Here is a 22,184-nt window from a genome sequence, read left to right as displayed (position 1 = left end):
GCTATTTCGTTAGTTCGTTCAAAAATGCTTTACTAATTAATTGATAAAGTTGCTGGCGATCACCAGTCATAAACGTCTGCGTATTGGCCTGACTTTCAATGACTAGCGCGCTTAACTTACCCATCAACCGATTTTCAAAATCGCTGATATTGGCAGGTCCGAGCATCAGGACGATTCGTTGCAACCGAATCGATTGGTTATCCATACTCTTAAATGGTAATGGTTGATCAAGTTCGAAAATCGCACAATAAGGTGCTGTGACTTCCTGACTTAACGTATGCACCAACGCCAAGTTCGTATTGGGAATACCGACCGGCGCCAGTCCTAAGCGGTGTAACAACCGACCCGCAACTTCTAGCGGATCATGGATCAAGTTCGAATCAATATGCCGCGTGATCTTAACTAGCGTCTCGGCCACCGTCTCATCATCGTTGCGAATCGGTGTAATGGTAAAGCGGTCTAAGATTTGTTTGGCAATCGTCATCTGTTGATAAACGGTATCGAAATCCAAATTGAGTTTCGTTGGCTCATCAACCGGTGAATCGACCACTTTGGTGCTTGGAAAATACTGATGAATGTATTCGCGCAACGCAGTAACTTCGTTTTCCAGCAACAGCGGACTGACCACTCGATAATTCAGCTTAAATCCAGGCAACGTCGTCGTTGATAAAATCATGTCAAAGTCCTGTAAGTTAACTTGACCTAAATTCCCGATTCGGGCAACTTCGATAGCTGTGATTTCAGGAACTAAGCGCATCAACCGTGTTTTTAAGATTCGAGCCGTCGTCATCCCATTCGGACATAGTACTAAGACTTTGAGCGCCTGATGACTCAACTGTTGCTCATACGTACTAGCAAAGTGGATCAACAAGTACGTCAGCTCATCGGTTGTAAAATCTTGATCCGTAAAGACCGTTGCAAAGCCGCGCACCACTGCCGAATACAGTTTGGGATACTGTTCACGCACCTCTTGTAACTCTGAAGTGGGTGGCACCGGGCCGGTAACACCATTACGCTGTAAGGCAATTTGCATATGAGCCGTCAAGTTATTCAACAAGCGGTCATCCGTTCCAAACGACCAATTAAAGTTCGTCGCGACCGCGTCAATCAACTTTTTAACCCGATAAGTTAATTGCAAATCATAATTCGATAGTGACGCATCCTGATCAATTCGAAATGTCAGCCCTTTAATCTGCTGGGCGAGAAAATCAATCTCAGCTCCGGTCACCACCGTCTTAATCTCAGTGGGTAATTGCGTCATGATTGCAAGGGCGATCCGTTGATACTTCAAGAAATCATCCCGATTAATCCCGCGCAAGTACGTGACACGCCGGTCATGTTGTAATCGCATGACCCCCGTCGTCAACGTGATAATCAGCTGTTGCAGCTGACCATCTGGCACTGATGCAAAGTACTTCTTCTTTAGACTGCGCACCGCTTGATAACATGTAATCAACGTCTGGGCATCCAGTAAGTTCAAAAAATACGATTGTTCATCACTCGCTGACACCGCCAAACCTTGGTTCAGCTTTCCAATTGTTTTAAAAAACTCATAGTCGTTGATTTCATTATTCAAGATGGTGGCAAACAGGTTGCGAATGCTACCCTCAGTTCCCGCCACCTGAATACCCCGGGACTTCAGCCGTTCAATCGATAAATCGTAGTCGGCAAAGGGTGTTGCTAATGCCGTTAAATCATTTGAAATCGTTGCAACACTCACATCAAAGTCAAGTGCAAGTTCTTTTAACTTTACGGAATGGTCCGTCATTAACAACCGGCAAGCCAGGGCATTCTGGCGCGTTTGCGAATCAAACGCTGGGGCAATTCTGCGCTCTGCTGTTAATTGACCTTGAAACTCAGTCAGTGCTGTTTGTGAACCACTTAGTTGGAAGTGGTGCTTCTCATTAATAATCTTTAAATCAGCATTGGCTAGTACTAATTCCAAATTGCTGAACTCGCGATAAATCGTTCGCCGACTACTATTGAGACCGGTTTCAATCTGACTCATTGAAAGACCATTGGGATTCGCTAGCAGTAACTGTAACAACTCATCTTGACGTTGTGTAAACTTAACCATGGTGCCACCTCATACGATAAATGGTAATAATATCATTTTATTTCAATTCTGATACCATCTTATCATACTTAGGTGAGCTCAATAGATCGTCAGTAATCAGGACTTGAACTTGCGTGTAACGCGTCTTCAAGTTCTTGGCTGCTTCAGCACTTGAAACCACTAACAAACTATTATTATCAGCCAATTCGTCAATGCCTAAGTTCTTAACACTCACATGTTTGTTGGCTTTCTTGACCCGATCCTTCATTAAGGATGTTGCCATTGTAGCCGTTCCTAAATGACCATCGTGGTGAACAAAGACAATTTCATCAACAACACTCAAATCTAAGTTAGCTGGCAATTCGTCAGGCGCATCTGCGGTTGCTTGTGGTGCTGCGGATGCAGGCGCAGTCTCACTAACTTGATCACGAGCTTTTAAGTTAACCACAACTTGATCATACTTTGGACTGCTCAAGAAGTTGTCAACGGCTAACCGTAAGGCGTGTGGTGCTTTTTGTGCCGCACGGTCGGCTAATTCATTTTGAGTAATAACCAATAAACCAGGTTCGTCTTTCAAATTGCTAATCGCCGTGTTCGTGACAGACATGCTAATGCCGGCCTTCTTGACCTTGTCCCGTAATAAGGAAGCACCCATTGCAGATGATCCCATTCCGGCATCGCAGGCAAAGATAATATGGTCAACATCTTTGTATGAAGCGATTACATCAGCTGGTTCAGCGTCAGTTGCACTGCCGGCTTCAGTATTACCGCTCTTCATGTCGCTCATTTTACCTTGAGCAGCGGCTAAGTCATCACTATCAGTTGACTTATCACGTTTCAAAACAATCGCCGCAACGATAAACGATGCTAAGGTTGCTAACGTTACCCCGATAATTAAACCAATGTAGTTAGAAACACTCTTTGGTGACATTAATAGTAACGAAATAATTGAACCAGGTGAAGGCGTTGAACGTAAACCAACGTTTAGTAAACTAAAGGTGGCCGTCCCAGTAACCCCACCAGCGATAACAGCTAGGAACAACGCTGGCTTCATTAATACGTATGGGAAGTAAATTTCATGAATCCCACCAAGGAAATGGATAATAATCGCACTTGGTGCGGAGGCCTTAGCAGTCCCCTTACCGAACAAGGCAAAGGCTAATAATACCCCAAGACCTGGACCTGGATCTGGTTCAAGTAAGAACAGAATTGACTTACCCGCACTAGATGCAGCTTGAATCCCAAGTGGTGTCAAAATACCTTGGTTAATCGCGTTATTTAAGAATAAAATCTTGGCCGGTTCAATGAAGACGTTGGCTAATGGCAATAGCTTCATCTTAATGATCCAGTCAACACCAGCGGCCATAGCAGCACTCGCACCAGCAACCAATGGGCCGATTGCAAAGTAGCCAAGGATTGCTAACAGCATCCCGATAATCCCAGCAGAGAAGTTGTTAACCAACATTTCAAAGCCGCTCTTAATCTTATCAGAAATGGCATCATCCCACTTCTTAATGCACCAACCACCTAAAGGTCCCATAATCATGGCACCGATAAACATTGGAATCGAAGAACCAACAATGACACCCATAGTAGCGATCGCACCAACGACCCCACCACGGTGACCGGCAAACAAAGTCCCACCAGTAAACGCTATCAATAATGGCAATAAATAATGGACCATGGGCTGAATCATCTTAGCTAATCCAGCATTTGGCCACCAACCACCGGCCATAAAGATGGCGGTAATTAAGCCCCAAGCAATGAAGGCACCGATGTTCGGCATAACCATATTACTTAGTGCACTCCCAAATTTTTGAACGCGAGCCTTAACGCCCAGTTTCTTTTTCGCAACAGGAGCGCTTTGGGTTGCATTCGTATTTACATTTTCACTCATCAGGTAAAGCTCCTTCCTTTTTCTTAACAACTTAATCATATCCGCCACGGTAAGCGGTTTCAAGAACTTCTAGGTAGACCCGTGGCACAGGAAACTGTGCCAGAATTAAACTCACAGATTCACAAACAAATAAGTTGGCACAAAATTCCAAAACGCTGTCAAAACAGTAACAATCGCAATATTGATAAATTGTCCACATCAGTTATGATTGCGTTTTCACAAATGATTTTAATTAATCGACACACTTTATGACCGATATGATTCTCATCAATTTATTATTTTGTCGCTAAAATTCAAGATGCCTTTGAATTTCGCCACCAAGCTCCTATACTTATAGATAACTAAGGAGTGACCTACTAATGAAGAAAGATTCAGATTGTACTGAAATATTAATTGGGAAAGCCGCCAGCATGGATGGTTCGACCATCGTTGCCCGCAACGAAGATGGCTACGGCCCAATTAATCCGATTAAGTTTATTGTGCACGAAGCCCACGACCAAACTAACGCCAGCTACACTTCCGTAACTACCGGCGTCACCGTTCCGCTACCTGATCATGCCTATCGCTATACTGCAACCCCCCAAGCCGATCAAAGTGATGGTCAGTACGAGGAAGCTGGGATCAACGAATTAAACGTCGGGATGAGCGCAACTGAAACCACTGCCACCAACGCCCGCGTACTCGGTTACGATCCACTGGTTCATGACGGCGTGGATGAAGAAGCCATGGTCACCCTCGTTTTGCCCTACATTAAAAGTGCTAAGGAAGGCGTCCAACGCTTAGGCGCCCTAATCGAAAAGTATGGGACTGGTGAAAGTAACAGTATCGCCTTTAACGATCACGACGATATCTGGTTGTTCGAAACCGCTGGTGGTCACCATTGGGGGGCGGTTCGGATGCCCGAAGACACCTACGCAATTGTTCCCAACCAAACAGTGGTGCAAGAGATGGATCTCAGTGATACTGACAATTTCCTGGGTGCCAGTGATTTAGTGGACTTCGTTGAGAAGTATCACCTCAACCCAGCACCCGGTCACTTTAATTTCCGTGAGATTTTTGGCACCCAAAGTGAAGCGGATGCTTATTACAACACTCCACGGACCTGGTATGGCCAAAAACTATTTAATCCCGAAATCGATCAAAATCCAACTGATCAAAACATGCCGCTCTTCCGACAACCAAGCAAAAAATTGGCTATTGAAGACGTCCAGTTCTTCTTGTCTTCACATTATAACGGGACGCCTTACGATCCATTTGGCACTTTCGCTTCTGGTAACACCCGCGAACAAACCCGTTACCGGTCTATCGCGATGGATCGTAATCAGTGCTCATCTATTCTGCAAATCCGGAATGACGTTCCTGCTAAACAAGCCGCCATTCAATGGATCGCACTAGGTTTCTTCGCCTATGCCCCATACGTGCCATTCTTTACCAACATCAATGACACACCGGTGGACTATCATAATACAACTAGCACGGTCAGCGTTGATAACGTCTACTGGTTGTCAAAGACCCTCTCCGTCTTGATTGAACCACACTGGCATGAATTTTCTGAAACCGTTAATGCTTATCGTGACGGTTGCCAATCATATGCCCGTAGCCGGGTTGCCGCAACCGATGCGACCATTACTGGTAACGCGACCGACTTTTTGACGAAGGCCAACGCCGAAACTGCCGCCGAAGTTTCCAACCGGACCCATGCGTTGTTTGATACTTTGGTTAAGCAAGGGCTGTTGTTATCGAAAACGACTTGGGAAAAAGGACAAAATCTATAGGCAAAATCAACAACGGCACGTTACTGGGATACTCCAGCAACGTGCCGTTTCATATTTTTAAATCAATTACCGTTGATATGCTGATGTGCCAGCCGATACCCATGCTGTTCCCGATAATCATTTGGGGTCATCGCCACTTCACGTTTGAACGCAGTAAAGAAACTACTATTATTTTTATAACCTAATTCAACGGCAATTTGTTCAATCCGCTTATTAGAAAATGCCAGCATCCGTTTGGCCAGTTCAATACGAATAAATGTTAATTGTTCTGAAAAGCTCTTGTTGAACAATCGCCGGCACAATCTTGAAAAATAGTTTTTATCATAACCAAAGTAACATGCCGTTTCTTTTAACGTCGCATCTGCGCTATGGGCAACTAAATACGTGAAAATCATTCCTGATTGCGTATCCGCATTAACATGCCGAATATTTTTACCAGGAAAATACGAATCTGTAATCGAGATCCGTTCCTCGTGATGCCGTAACAGTTCTGTCATTAACAATCCCACCGTCATCTCTCGTTGATAATCAATAAAAACATCTTGCAAATCTTGCCGTTCCAACTCCGACAACAAATCAAAGTACCGGCGGGTTACCTGGTTTTGTAGTTGTCGGTAAACAATAAACCGCAATGTTTGTTCACCCGCATTCATTAAATCATGAACCATCGGATTATCACCGACAACGACCAAGTTTAATGGGGTAGGCGCGTGCAAGCGCTCCGCAAAAACAGTTAACTTTACCGGTGCCCCCCTATTAATAATATTAATTGGCTGCGTAGATGAAACCATTACAATATCATCTGGTGACAGTGCCACATACTTTCCGGTAATGTTAATTCAGCAAAATTATGGCTCACAATAAAGCGAATGTGAAACTCTGAACTGCTACTCGGTGAATTTGAAAGACAATTACGATGCAAGCCGATGAAATCGTCTTCTTTCAATTGATAATTGCTGTTGATTGTCTCTACATAAGCCATTATTACCACCCGTCAATCCCTTAAAAGATATATAAACATACTAATGAGGATATTATACACTATCAACTTGTGCATGTTTTAGCTTTATACTGACTTTGTAAATTCGAATAAGGGAGTGTCACTATTATGACTAATCAAACAATTGATACTGATATCTTAATCGCAGGTACGGGCGGCACTGGGCTAGCCGCTGCCTATGCGGCCGTTACCCAAGGACTTAAAGTCACCGTCATTGAAAAGCAATCACAAATTGGCGGCAACACAAAAATCTCAAGTGGATTTTTTGCTATTAATAGTCGGGAACAACGGTAAGCTGGTATTAACGTGACAACTCAAGAAGCCATTGCGCAACTGGCCGACTACAATCACTATTTATCCAATGGCACTCTGCTCGCTCGAATCGTTAACCGTTCGGCGAACACTTTAGCTTGGTTGGAACAAATGGGAATGGAAATCAAACTCAATCCAACTACCCATACGACCCAGTTTGCGCATCGTAATAATGACTATCGCGGCGGCTCCTATCATATGTACCAACATAAGGACGAGAGCTATCAACGTATTCAACAAACGTTAACGGCTGCCGGTGTCGACTTTCACTTTAATACGACCTTTACTGACTTGGCAATCACCAACGGGGCGGTCACTGGCGCAACGGCCACAACCACTTCAGGTGACCAGCTAACAATCACCGCCCACGCAGTCGTTGTGGCAACCGGTGGATACGGTGGTGATCGTAAAAAGGTCGCTCAAACCATGCACACCAAGCATCTGCGAACCTTAGGTGTTCCAAATAACGGTGAAGGCCTGGCTGCTATGGTTAAAGCTGGCGGTACTGACATCGACAGTCATGCGCTCATTCATGCTGCCCAACTAGCTAAATCCCAAGTCACTCAAAAGACTTCCCAGCAACACCTTGCTGGTTTTTCCGGCAGCCCATTAACCCAATTATTATTAACGCCACAACTCTGGGTCAACATGCAGGGACAACGCTTTACCAACGAAGATGTGGTCTACGATACTGTCGAATGGGCGAATGCTGCTTGGTCTCAGGGTGGACACTATCTCTTCATCGTGGATCAGAACACTCTCGATACATTCACTGCTGACCATAATCGCGAAGAAGTTTCCCAAGCAGGTCCCGGTGCAGCAACTGGCAGTGGTGACTTTACCGCATTAGCTGAAGAAGCTGTCGCTGGCAAAACGGCCTTTAAGGGTGCTACTCTCACTGAATTAGCTACTAATGCTGGTATGGATTCTTCAACACTGAACCAGACCGTTGCCACTTATAATCAAGCTGTCGCGTCCAAAAACGATAACGAATTTAGTAAGCGCTCACAATCTTTGGAATATCCAATTAGCGCCGGTCCCTTCTACGCCTTTGTTAGCCAAGCAGCCTATCTTGGCACAGTCGGTGGTGTCCGGGTAGATCGAAATCTCGCCGTTTTAGATGACGATTTCAAACCTATTCCTGGCCTCTATACTGGTGGTTACTATGAGGGGCACAGCTACCCTGCATTTGAAGGACTTGCCTCTGGATTTACTTGGACTTCTGGCCGCATTGCAGGAACAAGCGCAGCGGATTACGTAAAAGAAAGATTCGCCGCAGTCGACTAAATCATAATTATCATAAATTAAATATTGATTCATTATTTAAGGGGATGTCCAGCATGGAAACAACAAAATCGATATCGGTACCAAGTAAAAGCTACGTCTCTAAGACCCGGATTGGCGTGCTTGCAGTCAGTTCAATGGGCATGGCAGCGCTCGCAATCACCCCATCCTATGCCGCAATTGCATCTAATTTTTCACTCAGCAATACCAGTGTCCAGATGTTAACATCATTACCGAACCTATTCATGATGTTGGCAGGGTTGATTATTGGAAAACTAACAGCAACTAAACTCAACCTAAAGACATTGACACTCAGCGCCGCTATTTTAGTAATTGTCGGTGGCTTCCTGCCATTAGCCTTCCATACAAATTTCATGTTCCTGCTATTTTGTTCTTGCTTGGTTGGCCTAGGCCAAGGTGCTTGCACCAATTTGTCGCAAGTATTGATTTCTCAAATGCTACCAGAAACCGAACGTCAGTCGACTATGGGCTTAACAACGACCTTCACCAATCTTGGTGGTATCGTCTTTATCATGGGCGGCGGCCAGCTAGCTGCAACAAGCGGTTGGGTCAATAATTACTGGATCTACTTATTCTCAGTGCTTGTTCTGGTTGTGATTTTAACGTTAGTCCCGATGCATCCGGCAACCGTTAATGCGGCAGATGACCAGGGCACCGGCGAACAAATCAAGCTCAACAAATATGTCTTTTACTGTGCATTCTGGGGATTCTGCACGTTACTCTTAAATAATGTTTTGAACAACAATATTTCATTATTCGTGGTCGAAGAAAAGCTTGGTGCAACTTCACAAGCTGCCCTGACGTCAACCGTTTCATTGATTGGTGGGATGTTATGTGGCTTGATCGTAGGTGTCATTGGCAAACGGTTCAAATACTCATCGATTACAATCTCATTTATCTTATACGGCCTATCCTACCTATTGATTGGCTTTGGTCATTCATTGTGGTTAGCCTTCGTGGGTAGCTTCGTCGTGGGGGCTGCCATGAGTATCGCGATGGGACAATTTCCATATTTGATTTCGATTTCAGTTGGCAAAAATAGTGTTTCGATGGCCTTAGGTGTATACGTCGCGATTTATTCAATCGGAGGCGTAGTTAGTCCTTTCGTCGTTAATCCATTAACTAAGTTAGTTGCTGGTATGGGAATTAACGTCTTCGTGGTCAGCGGCGTCATTGCGCTGCTCCTAGGTGTGCTATGTATGGGACTTCAATTCCAGAAGAAACTAGTAACGGCGGCTGCGCAATTGTAAGATAGCCGCTTAATATCAATAATAGACGAGAAAGCGCATCATATTGGTCCCACGGTGCGCTTTCTCGTCTATTGTCTGCACATCTTATAATCGTCATAATTCTCATTCAATTGTTAGTCTCACCATGCTCAGAATTGTTTTTTAATGAGGCATAATATTTGGTACTGCCTCCTTCATCATGTTATGCTTCATGTAAGGAAAATGTAAGGAGTGATGACAATGAGTTCTAATCACACAACGCTAGTTAGTTCAAAAATCACTAGCAAGAATCAGGTAACCATTCCTAAAACTATTCGTGAATTGTTAGATATCGGATCAAATGACACGATTAATTGGCAAATCAATCCGAACGGAACAGTTGTCCTCGCCAAGAGCAAGCCAGATTTATGGCAAGTTGTTGCTGACCAAGAAAAACAATTCGGTAATCTCAGTACCTCAGAAATTGAATGGGGGCCTGACTTAGAAAGTGATGAATTCGATTGATGAGCTTAAAACAGGGAGACATTTTATGGATTGACCTTAACCCAGCCAAAGGGACCGAGACTAGAAAAAAGCGCCCGTGTCTAATTGTCAGTAATAATCAGTATAATCGTTTTTTCAATACAGTTCTGGTTATTCCAATCAGCACCGCTGACAAGTACCAGACAAATAACAAATATGTCGAATCACCGTTATTTATACCGATAAACGAAGATAGCATCCATGGTGTTGCCTTGTTACAACATATCCGAGCAATTGACCCTGCCAAGCGTTCAGACAATCAAGTGGTCGCCACACTGCCACAACAAACCATCCACACAATCAGTGCCAACATTAAGCAATTCTTTTAAAGACTAACTGGACAATAACCGATTTGAGCGTCGAAATTAAAAAGCCGTCCTTCACAACGCAATCGTTATGAAGGACGGCTTTCAAATTATTTAAATTAGGTTTAGTACTTCTTGCTTAACTTGCTGGCAGCCGCTTCGTCAATAATAACGGTAACGTCTGGGTGGTTTTGCAAGATACTTGCTGGTAATTCAGGGGTGTCTGGGCCTTCAATCATACCCTTAACCGCATCAGCCTTGTTTTCGCCGAAGGCTTCGAGCAATAAATGCTTGCTCTTCATGATGGAAGCTAAGCCCATTGAGAAAGCTTGCTTAGGAACATCATTTTCGCTGGCGAAGAACCGCGCGTTAGCTTCAATCGTTGATTCAGTTAAATCAACCACGTGCGTCGTAATATCGCGGGGAGTACCTGGTTCGTTAAAGCCAATGTGACCATTACGGCCAATCCCTAAGATTTGTAAGTCAATTGGGTGTTCGTCAATCACTTTGTCGTAACGCTTAACTTCAGCTTCTGGATCTGAAGCTAAACCGTTCGGCAAGAATGATTCCTTAAATGGTTTTTCATTGAATAAATGTGTTTGCATGAAGTATTTATAACTTTGGTCGTTGTCTGGTGCAATCCCAACGTATTCATCCAAGTTAACGGATGTGCAGTCACTGAAATCTAAGTCACTATTAACGATTTCTTTGTAAGTTGTAACGGGTGTCGAACCAGTTGCCAACCCAAATACTTTCGCACCATTGTCTAAAGCATTCTTAAATACTTTGTAGCCTTCTTTTCCGCCGGCAGCTTGATCCTTTACTACGATAACTTTCATAATTAACTGACTCCCTCTTTGTTTGGTATAGTCCAATTGTATATTGGTCTAGACTAAAATTCAAGAGGTTTGTTCGAAATATTTTATTTTTCTTTTTTGCAATCGTTACCATCATTAAGCTATCAGGACGAACTTCCTTAATAATTTAATTGTATTTTTCGATAATTTTGCCTATACTTAACTTGTTCGTAACTCCGTGGAATGTGAGAAACTCCACGACTAGCCAAGGCTGCAAAGTCATTGGCTATTTTTTTGCACAAATTGCCGAAATAGCATTGCTTAATTCATTTAGCTATTCAGAACTCATCTACTGCTTTCCAATTTAAATATGCTATAATAGCTTCATACGGAAGATATATATTACATAAAAGGGAAGTGCTAACCGCGAATCACGTCAAGCATTACCGGTTAATGGCCGGCATCACACAAAAAGAGCTCGCCGAAAAGACTGGCATCACCCGTCAAACCCTGAGCCTGATTGAAAAGGGCACCTATAACCCATCACTGAAACTCTGCCTCAACCTCTGTCACGTACTCAACCAAACACTCGATACTGTCTTTTGGGTCGAACCCAGTTAGGAGATCCCTGCCATGAAAAAGATTCGTGACGAACGTTTAATTTTACAAAATTTCAAGAACATCCGTACCACGTTGTTAATTGAAAATAGTGCTATCTTACTGATTTTATTTTGGCAAGGCTGGCAAAAAAACAATCTTCAGAAAGCCTTTACGTACGACAATCCGTTGTATATTGTCCTGATGATTGCCGTTTTTACTATGATCATTTTGTCTGTTAATGTCAGCACCCCAATAGAAGACAAACCCAAACGGTCATGGCGCTACCTTGGCCTGTGGGCACTCATTGAACTAATCGGTTTCACCGCCCTATTCTACTTCCTGATTGCGATAAATCAGCCGTTCATTAGTCTGATCGCTGGTATCGCCCTGACCGCTGTCACTAGCGGTATCATGCTGTATAGCAACCACCTGCGCGATCGTGATTAACATCAGATATCACCTAGACGGTACCATTCTAATCACATTTGCGGTAAAATATTCCCAGAAATTCAACGGACACGAGGTTTTTGCTATGGAACCAACTTTTAACAAAATGACTTCGACTGGTTACCATGCCATCGAACAGGAAATTGAAGACTTAAAGCAACAGCGGCCCGAGCGAATCAGAATTCTGGCTGCGGCTGCGGCACTGGGTGATCGTTCTGAGAATGCTGAGTATAGTAGTGCCAAACGGGACTTGGGGCGCTTAGAAAGCCGCCTGCGTTATCTCAACAAGCAGTTGCAATACGCCCAAATCGTTCAACCAGCTGACAACAATCAACTCGATATCGGTAAATTCGTGACCATCGAATTTCTGGATGATCATGACCAAATCACCTATCAATTAGTTGGAAAACAGGAAGCCAATCTCGAACAACAAAAAATCTCATTCACATCTCCCATCGGTCAAGCGCTCGCTAATCATACTGTTGACGATGTGGTCACTGTGAACGCACCGAACGGGGCTTATCAAGTTAAGGTAATCGCGGTTAAGCGCGCGTAATAAAATAGTTATGCCAATCGATTGGAAGCTTATCTTTATTTTTTTGAATCAAAAATACACTTTCTGAAGCGCATACGTGTTAAAATAAAGGCAGTAAAAAAACCGGTACGTTAATACCGACTTGAATCAAGGCCCGCTCTAAGAGCAGTTGGCTTTAAATTTAGATAATCAAAGAACAGTCACCCAATACCGGCCAAAGTTTTGGGGTGGCTATTTTTTGTTTCTGGAGTTCCATACCTGATACATCGCTAGTGCGATGCTCAAAATGATTTGCAAGAAAGCAAACCAAACAGGTAGAGTGACCACGGCTGAAAACCTTTCCTAGTGTGAGAAACGTATTTGTCATACTACCACGACCTTTCAAGATGAAAACAGCCAACCGCTACTGCACCATGTATTGCGATTACGCTGATATCACAAACTAATCATAAACAAGCAGTTGTCCATAAAAAGATAGCGACGAGTTATCATCACAACGTCGCTATCTTTTTTCTATATCATTCAAATTAAAATTCCTGGTACACTGCTGGATCTTGATTATTCAAGCGACCATCCGCTTGGCTCAAGCCATTAATTGTGGTCATATCAGCTGTACTGATTTCAAAATCAAACACGTCCATATTACCTGCTTGACGGCTCGGCGTTGACGACTTCGGAATCGGCAAGGTCCCTAACTGTAGTTCCCACCGTAAAATCAACTGACCAACATTTTTATGGTAGTGCGCTGCAATCTCTTTGAGCGTCTCATTTTGAAGCATCTCACTCGCCCGGCCAAGGGGACTCCAATCCTGTGTCAAAATACCGTGCGCTTGATCATAATCCCGTTGTGCCTGCTGGTTAAAGTACGGATGTAATTCGACCTGATTAATGACGGGTAAAACGCCCGTTTCTTTGTTCAATCGTTCTAAATGTTCTGGTAAGAAATTCGAGACCCCAATCGAACGAATCAAGCCTAACTTCTGGGCATCAATCAGTGCCTGCCAAGCTTCAACATAGTGATCTTCCTTAGGGTTAGGCCAATGAATCAAATATAAATCATAATAATCCAGGCCAGCTCGATATAACGACTCTTGAATCGTATTAATAGCTTCCGCGTAGATGTGGTGACGACCAGGAAGTTTCGATGAAATCAAGAGTTCCGAACGTGGTACTGATGAACGCCGAACCGCTTCGCCAACGGCCCCTTCATTTTCATAGTTAAAGGCCGTATCTAATAACCGGTAGCCGCGGTCAATCGCTGAGTCAATCACTTGCACACCATGGGCACCATTCAGTTTATATGTTCCAAAGCCAATTTTAGGTATCGTTAAACCATCACGTAACGTATAAGTTTCCAACCTAAGCCACTTCTTTCTTTTAAATCAAACGATCATTGTCAAATTTATCGCTAATCTTCTGAACGATCAGCTAAGGCATCACGAATCGCTGCTTCAAACGTCGCCGGCCGTGTCGTTGGGGCATAGCGTTCGAGCACACGACCATCACGACCAATCAAGAATTTTGTAAAGTTCCACTTGATTCGGCCATGTCCCGCCGCCTGTTTGAGGTAGGTAAACAACGGATCAGCGTCATCACCATTAACCATCACCCGTTTGGTCATGGGGAACGTTACCCCATAGTGCCGTTGACAATAGTCATGGGTCTCGTCGTCATCCGCCTTTTCTTGATGAAATTGGTTAGATGGCAAGCCCAGAACCACTAGTCCTTCCTGATGATACTTCTGATAAAGTTCTTCTAATCCTTTAAACTGTGGCGCCAGGCCACAGTTGCTAGCCGTATTCACGATTAGCAAGACCTGACCGCGATATTGTGACAAGTCAAGTGGCGCACCACTCATCTCAGTTTCTGTAAAATCATACACTGATTCTGCCATCGAGATCCCTCCTAAGATTATTAATCAATTAAGTTACTTTACCCATAGTAAACCACAAAATTGTGACTTTTCATCATACTTTGCTCTCATCCTGAGAATATTGATTGCGCTTACCGCTCTTATCCGTTACACTGGACGTATCATTCATAGCAACTGGGGTGCCATCACGGCTGAGATAATACCCATTGAACCTGAATCTGGACAATGCCAGCGCAGGGAGCAATGCTTTTATTTGGGGAACCATCAATTCAGACTTAGCCGCCTGCCACCGATACTCGTGGTAGGCGTTTTTTGTCGCTTGGATGCGTGAATGACAAACTATTTTTGGGAGGATTTAACAATGAAATGGGTTAAATCATGGTACTTGAACGATATTATTTTACTAGCGCTCATTGGTATTTTCTTTGGGGCAATCTTTATGGGGACTAACTTTGTCTATAATGTGCTTACCGCCGCCCTTACGCCGTTTGGGCTAAGTGGTTTAGCCAATGAACTACTGCTCGGCCTGTGGTGTATGCCGGGGATGTTAGCTGGTTACTTGATTCGCTTGAAGGGTTCGGCCACGCTAGGGGAGCTCCTCGCAGCAACCGTCGAAATGTTTTTTGGTGGACAATGGGGAATCACGACCTTGATTTCAGGCGTTGTCCAAGGTTTTGGCGCTGAATTAGGCTATATTGTGACCGGCTACAAACACTATGACTGGTTAGGTTTAACGGCTGCGGCCGCAACAACTACTGTGGTCACGTTTGGCTGGGACCTCGCCCGTAATGGTTACTATAAATTACAGCTATGGCTCTTAATCTTATACGTGGTCGTCCGCTTTATTTCAATGTTTGTCTTTGGTGGCCTGCTAACTAAAGCCATTACTGACTTACTGGACCGCAGTCACGTTTTAAAATCAACACACTAATATACTTTAATAAAATAAATGGAGGCTTTCTCGAATGGCTAGTATCGCGCTGAATAATTTAACTTACACCTATCCACAGGCGTCGACACCCATTCTGGATCGCGTAACTTTATCACTACCTAGTCAAAGCTTCGTCTTACTAACTGGGCCATCGGGAACTGGCAAATCAACGCTACTACAACTGATTGCAGGCCTGCTACCATTAGCGCCAGCTCACGGTAGCATCACCTTCGATGGCCAATCATTAGCTGCCAACGCGACTAATCAGCGCACACAACGCGTCGCGATGATGTTTCAAAATCCTAATCAGCAGTTCGCCATGGACACAGTCGAAAATGAACTGATTTTTGCACTTGAGAACTTACAAGTGCCCCGCGACCAAATACCGGCCCGCTTACTTAGCGCACTCGACTTTGTCGGCATTCAAAACTTACAGTCACGGCTATTAAATCATTTATCCGGTGGCGAAAAACAGAAGGTGGCCCTTGCCATCATTGTCGCTATGGACAGCGATGTCATCTTACTAGACGAACCCTTTGCCAGTGTCGATCCTACCGCACGAGCCGTCTTGTTAGACCGACTCGTGGAACTACGCGATCAACATGGGAAGACAATCATCTTGGCGGATCATGACCTAACAGGTTACGAACAGCTCGTCGATCAAGTCGTCCAAATCAAGGACCAGCACTTACAGCTCATTGACCGTACCGCCTGGTCTGAGCTATTTGCAGCCTTTACTGAGCAACCACAACGGTCATGGTCAGCGCCGCAATACATTGAACGCCCTTGTTTTCAACTCGACCACGTCACTTTACAGGCCGGTGATCGCCAACTATTAGTACCGACAACGCGTCAATTGTTAGCCCAACACAATACGCTGATCACGGGTCCTAATGGTAGCGGTAAATCAACGTTATTTGAGGCCCTCGTTCGCCTACATCCATACACTGGCGAGATTCGTTATGAAGGGACTCCTATCAACAAATTAAAGCGTAAACGCTATGCTCGTCACGTTGCTTTACTCTTTCAGGATGCTGAGACTCAGTTTTTAAACATCACGGTCGCTGAAGAACTGGCTCAAAGTAAACGCTATGCGTATGGCGACTACTTTACCGCGGATCGGATTCAAACGTCCTTAGCTCAACTCAACTTATCCGGTCGTGATGAGCAAGTCATCTATACTTTGAGTGAGGGGCAGAAAAAGAAACTACAAATTCTGCTCATGTTAATCATGCAGTCACCAGTTCTACTTATGGATGAACCCTTAAAAGGGCTAGATTTGCATTCGATCAATGCCCTGGTTGCGTTATTACAAACCACCCAAGCGGCGACTAAGCAGACACTGATTATTATTAGTCACCAGTTAACCGGTCTGATGCCATTGATCGACTATCAGTTACACTTTGAAAATCACCATTTAGATTGGGTGGTGCAATCATGAATCCGAGCATGAAATTATTATTGTTACTCATCATTGCGCTAGAAATTTCATTCACGACAATTATAAGTTTGAACGTGGCACTGATTATTCTGGCACTGATTTACCTGCTTAGTCACCGAACTCGACTGCGAACATTAGGGTGGTTGCTACTCATTCCGTTGCTACCAGCAATTGGACTTTGGAGTACCCAGTACATTAACGGTAGCGGTGACAAGACTTTGATGGCTTGGGTCCTGTTCACACGAATCTATGCATTTGTCTTTACGGGCGCTACTTTTACGCTCACGACTGACGTTTTACAATTAACCGACTCACTTGAGCAGAACTGGCATTTACCCGCCAAATTTGCATATGGCGTCCTCGCCGCTTACAACCTGGTACCGCGGATTCAGCACGAAGTTCAAGTGATTCGGGTAGCCGGCCTGATGCGTGGTCAAGCCTTATCTTTCTGGTCACCGCAACTCTACTTTAAAGCAATTTTAGTGTCTATCAATTGGTCACAAAATCTTGCCCAAGCCATGCACTCACATGGTTTTGTCGAAGATGCCCCCCGCACTCACTATCGTCAGATTCCGCTGACTAAGTTGGATTGGACCATTGTGATTGGCGGTGTCTTACTCTTACAAGTCGGCGTCTTCGTCATTTCTTGGCGCTAGGCGGCACGTTTCACTAAATAAAAGCTAGAGCAAAACAGGTTTTCTCAATTATGAGAAAACCTGTTTTTGAACAATTTTTAAAGTTGTTCAGTAACACACCTCGATTGCACTTAATGCTAGTGCGGTCCCGCTGATGACTTTAGCTGATCGATTTGTTGACGCAACGCCTGAATAGCCGCTGTCGAGGATGTTGGGTCAGCCATCAATTGGTCATATTTAAACCGGAGCACCGCTAACTCAGCCCCGGTCGGTTTAGGTGCCTCAACAACTTTATCGGGATCGATTAATTGCTGTGCCTTAAACTGCAAAGTGCGAGTAGCGACAGCTTGGCGAAACGGTTCATCATGTGAAACAAAAATCACGGTTCCGGGATAATTTTGCAAGTAATCAGCTAACGCCTCCAGTGCATCCACATCCAAATAATTAGTCGGTTCATCTAACATCAACACGTTATATTGACCGACCAAAATACAGATCAACTGTAACTTGACAAGTTCACCCCCACTTAATTCTGATACTAATTGCGGATAGAACCGTGCTGGCAAACCTAATGCACCCATGACATTGCGGATTGTTTGATCGGGTAGTTGACTGGCTTGCCGGACCGTTTGCCACACCGAATGTGTGTTATCGAGTGCCGTCATATCTTGATTAAACACCCCGACTCGTGCCGCCGGGGCCAATTTCAATCCCGACACCCGGTCGGCTAAAATCGCGCGCAATAAAGTGGTCTTGCCACTGCCGTTCGGACCAACGATGGCAACTCGATCTTGCGGGTCGATTTGAAAATCTGCATGGGTTAGTAGTGTTTTCCCGTACTCAGTTAACGTCACATTCAGACCAGTCACCACGGTTTTACCCGTAAACGCCGGAAAATCGGTCGCTACTAATTTAAAGCCACTGGTCATAAACGGCTTGGTAACTTGCACTTCTCGCTGTCCGCGAGCCACCATACGCTTAGCAGTCCGTTCCATTTTTGCTGCTGTTGCTTCTCTAGTCGCTTTCGTCTTGGCACGCTCTACTCGCGACATTCGCCGATTACCCTTGCGAATTCGTTGGGCTTTTTCATTACGTTGGCGCTGGGCAGCCAATAAGTCCCGCTGATGACGAGTCTGGAGCTGATAAGCAGTCTCCTGCGTTGCTAGTTGTTGTTCCTTTACTGCGCGATAATGCGCGTAATTACCCGCATATGCTGTAAATTTCTGTTGTTCGACCGCCCAAGTCTGTGTCGTGACAGCATCTAACAGTTGGCGATCATGTGAAATCAACAGCAGCAACCCGCGAAATCGTTGCAGCTGTTTAATGAGCCATTGCTGATGTGTTTCATCCAAATTAGATGACGGTTCATCTAGAATCAAAATTGTCGGACGGGCACTCAAAGCCTGCCGAATTCTGGTTAACATAACTTGACCACCACTTTGGTCAAAAGTCGGCGCAATTTGAGCGACATAACTGACCGGCTCGTCCACCCCAATTTGCCCGGTATAATCATGATCGTCGCCGGTTAGTAAATGGGCCAGTGTTGATTTACCAGCACCATTACGACCAACCACACCAATCTTATCCCCCGCATTGGCGACTAATCGTTCAATCGTAAATAATGGTCGTCCTGCGATATTCTTCTGAATATTTTTTAAATTAATCATTGTCATTAATAAGCATCCCCTTAGTTGCCGGGACTAATTTATGGCACAAAAAAACGTCCTCAAAATGAGAACGCTGGCAATTGGATTCCACCAGCACCCTAATTAATCCCAAAACGGACAGTCCACCCCTATATCTTTAGGTGTGATCACTGTTCAGTTACTAGAATTAATTAGTTGCGCATTGGCTGAATACCCCGTGTTTTTATAAGTTACCTTGTAGGTTAGCATGTTTATTTTTAATTTGCAAGGACCATTGTTTTTCAAGAAAATTTTCAGTAAACTAAAATTACTTTCAGAAAGCAGGTGCCCACTTGAAAAGAATCATTGCAATTGCAGGCTTTGCAATCCTAGGTGGTGGTCTTCGTGAAGGACTTAGCTTGCTCATCACTTGGCCGCAACACTTCTGGATAACGTGTCTGATCAATATTATCGGCGCGTTCGTTCTTAGTCTGATTACCAACCTACTACCAGCGCGGCTACCCGTCTCAGAAGACATTGTTGTCGGTATGAGTGTCGGACTCGTTGGTAGCTTCACCACTTTTTCGACCTTCACTTTTGAAACGCTACAATCGTTTCAAAGTGGCCATAGCGTTTTAGCCTTAAGCTACGTTGCCATCAGTCTAGGACTAGGTTTACTTGCCGGTGTAGCTGGTAACTTGCTTAGTAATTATTGGCTACCAAAGGAGGAATTCTGATGCTAAGTCTCATTACCTTGGCTGGCACCGGTGCTGCAATTGGCGCGCTAAGTCGCTATGGTATCATGCGCTTAGCACTGCCCCTCAATCAGTGGTCATTGCCATTCGCAACGCTATTTATCAATCTAACCGGTGCTTTATTGCTCGGTTGGATTTTGACTAGTTCCTTGTCACCCAGTTGGCAGGTCTTCTTAGGAACTGGGATCATGGGCGGCTATACCACTTTTTCGACCATGATCAACGAAATTGTGTTACTTGGACGTAACCAGCATCAACGCACGGCCTGGCAATACCTCATGTTGAGTCTTATTGGTGGCCTATTGATGGTTTACCTTGGTACTTTGATTTAACCAAAAAAAGGAAGTCTCACTAATCAGAGACTTCCTTTTTTCAGCTAAATAACCATTTAGTCCGCATTAACCATCACTAATAATACCAACTTGCTGGTTCTCAGTGAGGATGATACTATTTTTAATAACGCTCATCTTTATCTTTTAAATTACGTCGTCGCACTGCCAAATAAAGCAAAACCAGCAATGGCCACAACAATTAGGCCTAACCATAATGCGATTTTAAATAAAAACAAGCCAATCGCAATCATGAACACCCAACCGATAATTTTAAAACCAATTTTAAAGATAACTTTGAGCAACCACAAACCAATCACTAAAGCGATCAATAAACCGATCATCTATGCGCTCTGCGAAGAGAGCTTCCCTCCTTACAAGTCCCGTCACGGGTACCTTGTCAGTTAGTATAGCACGGCTCATCAAAAAACTGTTTATCGCAGTCGCAAATTAAGAGAAGCTTAATTTTGCAGTGCGGCAACCTGTCGTACCATTGCCAACTCTTCATTAGTCGGAATCAGCATCACCTTAATCTTGGAATCCTTCCGACTAATAATCCCCTCATTGCCCGCTTCATTTAATTCAGGATCAAGTGTAATCCCAAAAATACTAAGTTCATCAATAATCTGTTGCCGCAACGCCGCGTTGTGTTCACCAATACCACCAGCAAAAATCAAGGCGTCTGCTCGTTTTAATTCTGTTAAATAACTGCCAGCGTACTTAGCAATCCGGTTAACAAAAATTTCAACGGCCAAGCGCGCCTGTGGATTGGTCGTTTCCTGTGCGCGAATTTCACGCATATCCGGTGAAATCTCCGAAATACCTAATAGCCCTGATTGATTATTGAGCATCATCATAATTTCATTTGGATCATCAATGTTTAGGGTCTTCATTAGAAATGGCAAGATGGCTGGGTCAACATCACCTGCTCGCGTTCCCATTGTGACACCCGTCAATGGCGTAAATCCCATGGACGTATCGAAGGCCCGTCCATTTTTAACAGCAGCTAAAGAAGCACCACTGCCTAAATGTAACGTCACAAGATTAACCTCGGCTTTAGGCCTACTCAATAATTCAGCAGCCCGACCGGTTAGGTAACCATGGGAAATACCGTGTTCACCGTAACGACGAATATGGTATTTTTGAGTCAGTTCATATGGCAAACTGTAAATCGCATTCATTTCTGGTAAGTCAGTGAAGAACTGACTATCAAATACCGCGTACTGTTTCACGGCCGGTAACGCCTGCGCCATGGTCTCAATACCACGCGCCTCCATTGGATTATGCAATGGAGCAAAGTCACTAAGCCCTTTGATGGCTTCGAGTACGGTTGGCGTTACTTCAACCGCTTGTTTGAACGTTTCCCCACCCGCAACGACCCGGTGAGCAACTGCTGTAATTTCTGCTAATGAATCAATAATGGCCAACCGTTGTAATTCAGTCAACAGCATTTGCGCCGCATGATTCTGATCTAAGTTATCGACCGTCGTCTCGAATTTTTGATGGTCACCATACTTAATAGTAAAGATCGAACCTGGCATACTGATCCGTTCGACGAGGCCACTAGCAACCACCGTTTCAGCAGGCATAGCAAATAATTGCCATTTTAATGACGAGCTACCCGCGTTAATAATTAATGTTTTTTGCATTTCTCAATCAACTCCCATGTAATAGAATACCGAACTTTTCTGAAAATTGCTCAACTTTTTTCAACCCCATTTAGCTAACATCCTAACGCTGGTATCAATCATTCACTGCTAATCAACTGTAACATGTTATCATTAAGGGGTTAACTTTTACAGATTAGAGGAACCC

General features: G+C 44.2%; 22 protein-coding genes, 1 pseudogene and 1 riboswitch. Of the genes and pseudogenes, 13 read left to right on the top strand and 10 right to left on the bottom strand.

Translation table 11 applies throughout. From position 1 onward, the window contains the following. Nucleotide 1 precedes the first annotated feature (1 nt). Together LP667_RS00965 and LP667_RS00960 are read right to left on the bottom strand one after the other, a co-directional pair. A complete protein-coding gene (locus LP667_RS00965; RefSeq protein WP_021730518.1) occupies nucleotides 2-2,077 on the bottom strand; it encodes a BglG family transcription antiterminator in 2,076 nt (691 codons plus the stop codon). Nucleotides 2,078-2,114: 37 nt separating this feature from the next. After that, the gene (locus tag LP667_RS00960) at nucleotides 2,115-3,953 is read right to left on the bottom strand and encodes a PTS mannitol transporter subunit IIBC (protein WP_021730517.1); all 1,839 of its coding nucleotides are present in this window, start codon (nucleotides 3,951-3,953) and stop codon (nucleotides 2,115-2,117) included. A gap of 359 nt (nucleotides 3,954-4,312) precedes the next feature. Between LP667_RS00960 and LP667_RS00955 the strand changes: the two genes are divergently transcribed. After that, a complete protein-coding gene (locus LP667_RS00955) occupies nucleotides 4,313-5,728 on the top strand; it encodes a C69 family dipeptidase (protein WP_021730515.1) in 1,416 nt (471 codons plus the stop codon). A gap of 62 nt (nucleotides 5,729-5,790) precedes the next feature. Here LP667_RS00955 and LP667_RS00950 read toward each other — a convergent pair whose 3' ends face one another. Beyond that, the gene (locus LP667_RS00950) at nucleotides 5,791-6,519 is read right to left on the bottom strand and encodes a helix-turn-helix domain-containing protein (RefSeq protein ID WP_021730514.1); all 729 of its coding nucleotides are present in this window, start codon (nucleotides 6,517-6,519) and stop codon (nucleotides 5,791-5,793) included. Beyond that, nucleotides 6,519-6,710, bottom strand: a complete 192-nt coding sequence (locus tag LP667_RS16925; protein ID WP_021730513.1) for a hypothetical protein — start codon at nucleotides 6,708-6,710, stop codon at nucleotides 6,519-6,521. The genes LP667_RS00950 and LP667_RS16925 overlap by 1 nt, the downstream gene beginning before the upstream one ends. Before the next feature lie 126 nt (nucleotides 6,711-6,836). Here LP667_RS16925 and LP667_RS00945 point away from each other — a divergent pair. The 4 genes and pseudogenes from LP667_RS00945 to LP667_RS00930 all read left to right on the top strand — a co-directional run bounded on the left by LP667_RS00945 (nucleotide 6,837) and on the right by LP667_RS00930 (nucleotide 10,425). Then, nucleotides 6,837-8,327 (top strand): annotated as a pseudogene (locus LP667_RS00945) (FAD-dependent oxidoreductase). 53 nt (nucleotides 8,328-8,380) lie between these two features. Beyond that, nucleotides 8,381-9,595 carry an MFS transporter gene (locus tag LP667_RS00940; RefSeq protein WP_021730510.1) on the top strand — a complete coding sequence of 405 codons (1,215 nt, stop codon included), beginning with the start codon at nucleotides 8,381-8,383 and terminating at the stop codon, nucleotides 9,593-9,595. Between the two features lie 219 nt (nucleotides 9,596-9,814). Then, nucleotides 9,815-10,078 carry an AbrB/MazE/SpoVT family DNA-binding domain-containing protein gene (locus LP667_RS00935; protein WP_021730509.1) on the top strand — a complete coding sequence of 88 codons (264 nt, stop codon included), beginning with the start codon at nucleotides 9,815-9,817 and terminating at the stop codon, nucleotides 10,076-10,078. Next, the gene (locus tag LP667_RS00930) at nucleotides 10,078-10,425 is read left to right on the top strand and encodes a type II toxin-antitoxin system PemK/MazF family toxin (protein WP_033609259.1); all 348 of its coding nucleotides are present in this window, start codon (nucleotides 10,078-10,080) and stop codon (nucleotides 10,423-10,425) included. Before LP667_RS00935 ends, LP667_RS00930 begins: the two co-directional genes overlap by 1 nt. Nucleotides 10,426-10,526: 101 nt before the next feature. On the opposite strand, the gene LP667_RS00925 is transcribed toward LP667_RS00930, so the two are convergent. Then, nucleotides 10,527-11,240, bottom strand: coding sequence for a glucosamine-6-phosphate deaminase (locus LP667_RS00925; protein WP_021730507.1), 714 nt, complete (start codon nucleotides 11,238-11,240; stop codon nucleotides 10,527-10,529). Between the two features lie 375 nt (nucleotides 11,241-11,615). Between LP667_RS00925 and LP667_RS00920 the strand changes: the two genes are divergently transcribed. From LP667_RS00920 to greA, 3 genes are all read left to right on the top strand, one after another. Continuing rightward, nucleotides 11,616-11,819 (top strand): helix-turn-helix transcriptional regulator, encoded by a 204-nt coding sequence (locus LP667_RS00920; RefSeq protein WP_021730506.1) that lies wholly within the window; start codon nucleotides 11,616-11,618, stop codon nucleotides 11,817-11,819. A 12-nt stretch (nucleotides 11,820-11,831) separates the two neighbouring features. Next, entirely contained in the window at nucleotides 11,832-12,245 is a 414-nt protein-coding gene (locus tag LP667_RS00915; RefSeq protein ID WP_021730505.1) for a hypothetical protein, read from the top strand. Nucleotides 12,246-12,330: 85 nt separating this feature from the next. Further along, complete coding sequence (greA, locus tag LP667_RS00910) at nucleotides 12,331-12,801, top strand: transcription elongation factor GreA (protein WP_003643694.1); 471 nt, start codon at nucleotides 12,331-12,333, stop codon at nucleotides 12,799-12,801. 506 nt (nucleotides 12,802-13,307) lie between these two features. On the opposite strand, the gene LP667_RS00905 is transcribed toward greA, so the two are convergent. Both LP667_RS00905 and LP667_RS00900 read right to left on the bottom strand, forming a co-directional pair. After that, nucleotides 13,308-14,138, bottom strand: coding sequence for an aldo/keto reductase (locus LP667_RS00905; protein WP_021730503.1), 831 nt, complete (start codon nucleotides 14,136-14,138; stop codon nucleotides 13,308-13,310). A 50-nt stretch (nucleotides 14,139-14,188) separates the two neighbouring features. Beyond that, nucleotides 14,189-14,674: a glutathione peroxidase gene (locus LP667_RS00900; RefSeq protein WP_021730502.1), complete on the bottom strand. Its 486-nt coding sequence runs from the start codon at nucleotides 14,672-14,674 to the stop codon at nucleotides 14,189-14,191. Nucleotides 14,675-14,818: 144 nt separating this feature from the next. After that, nucleotides 14,819-14,912: riboswitch (TPP riboswitch) on the top strand. A 102-nt stretch (nucleotides 14,913-15,014) separates the two neighbouring features. Between LP667_RS00900 and LP667_RS00895 the strand changes: the two genes are divergently transcribed. From LP667_RS00895 to LP667_RS00885, 3 genes are read left to right on the top strand one after another with little or no spacing between them, the layout of a single operon-like run. Next, the gene (locus LP667_RS00895) at nucleotides 15,015-15,584 is read left to right on the top strand and encodes an ECF transporter S component (RefSeq protein WP_021730501.1); all 570 of its coding nucleotides are present in this window, start codon (nucleotides 15,015-15,017) and stop codon (nucleotides 15,582-15,584) included. A gap of 34 nt (nucleotides 15,585-15,618) precedes the next feature. Next, nucleotides 15,619-17,025 carry an ABC transporter ATP-binding protein gene (locus tag LP667_RS00890; RefSeq protein WP_021730500.1) on the top strand — a complete coding sequence of 469 codons (1,407 nt, stop codon included), beginning with the start codon at nucleotides 15,619-15,621 and terminating at the stop codon, nucleotides 17,023-17,025. Continuing rightward, a complete protein-coding gene (locus LP667_RS00885; protein ID WP_021730499.1) occupies nucleotides 17,022-17,681 on the top strand; it encodes an energy-coupling factor transporter transmembrane component T family protein in 660 nt (219 codons plus the stop codon). The genes LP667_RS00890 and LP667_RS00885 overlap by 4 nt, the downstream gene beginning before the upstream one ends. Before the next feature lie 116 nt (nucleotides 17,682-17,797). Here the strand turns inward: LP667_RS00885 and LP667_RS00880 are convergent, their stop codons facing one another. Then, the gene (locus tag LP667_RS00880; protein ID WP_021730498.1) at nucleotides 17,798-19,333 is read right to left on the bottom strand and encodes an ABC-F family ATP-binding cassette domain-containing protein; all 1,536 of its coding nucleotides are present in this window, start codon (nucleotides 19,331-19,333) and stop codon (nucleotides 17,798-17,800) included. 305 nt (nucleotides 19,334-19,638) lie between these two features. Between LP667_RS00880 and LP667_RS00875 the strand changes: the two genes are divergently transcribed. Then, nucleotides 19,639-20,022, top strand: a complete 384-nt coding sequence (locus LP667_RS00875; RefSeq protein ID WP_033610426.1) for a fluoride efflux transporter FluC — start codon at nucleotides 19,639-19,641, stop codon at nucleotides 20,020-20,022. Then, nucleotides 20,022-20,372 carry a fluoride efflux transporter FluC gene (locus tag LP667_RS00870; RefSeq protein ID WP_021730496.1) on the top strand — a complete coding sequence of 117 codons (351 nt, stop codon included), beginning with the start codon at nucleotides 20,022-20,024 and terminating at the stop codon, nucleotides 20,370-20,372. The genes LP667_RS00875 and LP667_RS00870 overlap by 1 nt, the downstream gene beginning before the upstream one ends. A gap of 149 nt (nucleotides 20,373-20,521) precedes the next feature. Here the strand turns inward: LP667_RS00870 and LP667_RS00865 are convergent, their stop codons facing one another. Continuing rightward, nucleotides 20,522-20,713: a hypothetical protein gene (locus tag LP667_RS00865; RefSeq protein ID WP_021730495.1), complete on the bottom strand. Its 192-nt coding sequence runs from the start codon at nucleotides 20,711-20,713 to the stop codon at nucleotides 20,522-20,524. A 117-nt stretch (nucleotides 20,714-20,830) separates the two neighbouring features. Then, nucleotides 20,831-22,018 (bottom strand): acetate/propionate family kinase, encoded by a 1,188-nt coding sequence (locus LP667_RS00860; protein ID WP_021730494.1) that lies wholly within the window; start codon nucleotides 22,016-22,018, stop codon nucleotides 20,831-20,833. Between the last annotated feature and the right edge of the window lie 166 nt (nucleotides 22,019-22,184).

The organism is Lactiplantibacillus paraplantarum (genome assembly GCF_003641145.1).
Classification (GTDB): domain Bacteria; phylum Bacillota; class Bacilli; order Lactobacillales; family Lactobacillaceae; genus Lactiplantibacillus; species Lactiplantibacillus paraplantarum.
This window is presented reverse-complemented; position numbering and strand designations above follow the sequence as displayed.